The sequence below is a fragment of the uncultured Campylobacter sp. genome, assembly GCF_938018145.1.
GTDB lineage: Bacteria > Campylobacterota > Campylobacteria > Campylobacterales > Campylobacteraceae > Campylobacter_A.
The window spans coordinates 1-2187 of record NZ_CALIII010000052.1 but is presented as its reverse complement, the minus strand read 5'-3'; the positions used below and the strand labels follow the sequence as shown (position 1 = coordinate 2187).

General features: G+C 52.7%; 2 protein-coding genes. Both read left to right on the top strand.

All coding sequences use genetic code 11. The features are described 5' to 3' along the window. Nucleotides 1–305, top strand: a 305-nt coding sequence (locus tag Q0338_RS01290; RefSeq protein WP_298085183.1) for an RDD family protein, incomplete at its 5' end; no start/stop codon positions are given. 195 nt (nt 306–500) lie between these two features. Then, nucleotides 501–2078, top strand: a complete 1578-nt coding sequence (locus Q0338_RS01285) for a type IV secretory system conjugative DNA transfer family protein (protein ID WP_298085184.1) — start codon at nt 501–503, stop codon at nt 2076–2078. Nucleotides 2079–2187 lie beyond the last annotated feature (109 nt).

Here is a 2187-nt window from a genome sequence, read left to right as displayed (position 1 = left end):
GCAAAGACGACTTTTTGCACAACCAAACCGCGATATTCGGGGCAAATTTCGCAGTCGCTCTCATCTGCTGCGCCTTTTTTGCGATCAAAGCCCAGACGCCCGGCTACCGCTCGCAAAATATCTACCTCATCGACCTGCGCAGCGGCCGCAAGCTCGGTTTCGCACGCGTTTTGCTCCGCTACATCTGCTTTTTGCTCTCAGGAGTTAGCGTCGTCGGACTTTGCCTCTGCTTTTTTCGCAAAGACGCGCTAAATTTACACGATCTACTCACGCACTCGGCCGCCGTTTGCAAAAAAGCCGAGTAAATTTAACTCGCTCTTGGCAAATTTGAGCCCAAATTTGACGACAATTATTTCGGCGCAACCCACCTTGCTCTACTTAAAGCTCAAATTTGATCTAGCATTTTTGCGGTGCGGGTTTTGCAGACTAGCTTCGCATCTCGCCTCAAAGGCAAAATTTGACGCCTCCGCCGCCCCGTCAAATTTAAATCTTTAAACCAAATTTCGTTACAATCGCCCCCGACAAGGAAAAATATGCAAAAAATAATGGGATTTACGAGAACGCGGGAAAACGCGGAGAAAAAAGGCGCGCTGATACCTAGCGACTTCACGCACGCGGCCATCATCGGAGAAACGGGCAGCGGCAAGACGACGGCGATGATATATCCGAATTTGCTTGACCGCATGCAAAACGGCTACGCGGTGTTTGCAGTGGATTATAAAGGCGGCGAGAGCGCCAAAATCAAGGCTCTAGCGCGCAGAGCGGGCCGCCTAAAAGACGTCGTGAGCGTGGGTGCAAGGCTGGACGCGCCGATAAATCTCATCGCCTCGATGAAGCCGCGGGACTTTAAAAACTGCGTGAAAAAGCCGATGGAATCAAGAGAGAAGTTTTGGGAGGAGTTTGGCTCGAGCATCGCGACGGAGTTTTTTAAGGTTTTAAAGGCGCTTAAAATTTTCGCTAAAAAAATCACGCCGCTAAACGACTGCTACACGGATGCCTTTTACGCCGACGTGCGCACGCTAGCGCGGGATTTTACCTTTGACGTGGCGACGATACTGCGCCTCTCGCAAGACCTAGAAAAGATGCTCGAGTTTAAAGACGCGCTGAGCCTCATCTGCGACAATCTCGACTCCTCGACGCTAAATTTCACCCGCGAAACGATAATGATAAACCGCGCGTTTTTGGCCACCGCGGACGAGTTTTTGGACGCGACGAGCCGCTACAAGGACATCGGCGACGAGCGCACGAGGGATGATTTTCGCAACTACTCGATGATGATGTCGCCGTTTCTAGGCCTCATGAACGACGACTCGCTAAACGGCGACGGCGAGGGCGCTGCGGGCGACGCGAGTATCGTAGGGCTGCTAAATAGCGGCAAGATCGTGATATTTAACGCCGCAAGCTGCGACAAAAGCGCGCTGAGCTTCCTGCTAAACAGCTTTCTGCCCGAGCTTTTAAAGCGCGTAACGATGAAGCAAAAGAGGCCTATTAGCCTATTTCTCGACGAGTCGGCGAAGCTGCTGAGCGAAAACACCGAGCTAAACGAAGAGATCCTGCGCGAGTGCGAGGTGGAGCTGGTGCTGGCGTTTCAAAACGAGTTTTTACTCAAACGCGCGATCGGCGGCACGGCGTACGAGGCGCTGATGGGCAACCTCACCAACCGCTACTTCATGCGCAACAAGGACGTCGTGAGGCTGGGCGGCAGCGAGGTGGACTGCTCTACGCTGGAGAAATTCGAGTGCGTGCTAGAGGGCGACAAGATCGCGCTGGAGCCTATTTTCATAGACGAAGCGGAGTGTCTGCAAGCGCAGCTGGAGTTTGAGCGCGAGAACCGCCTGCACGAGCGACTGCTGGGCAAAATTTACGAAAACCGCGTGATAGAGTTTGACGAGGAGATCGTCGACGACGGCAAAATCTGGGTGCGCGACGTGGATACGGGCGAGCGAGAGTGCGTGTTTTTCAGCGACGAGGTGCTGGATATCCGCCCGCAAGATATCTATAAACGCCCGCCAAATACCGGCGGCTACAACATCTCGCTCGAAGACGGCACGGACGACGCGCAGATAAGCTTTAGGTAAATTTGACGGTGACTAGCAGGCAGCTACGAGTTAAATTTGACTGAGCTAGCGAGCAAATTTGACCGCAAATTTAGGTCAAATTTGAAGATCGGTGTAAATTTAAACGGCA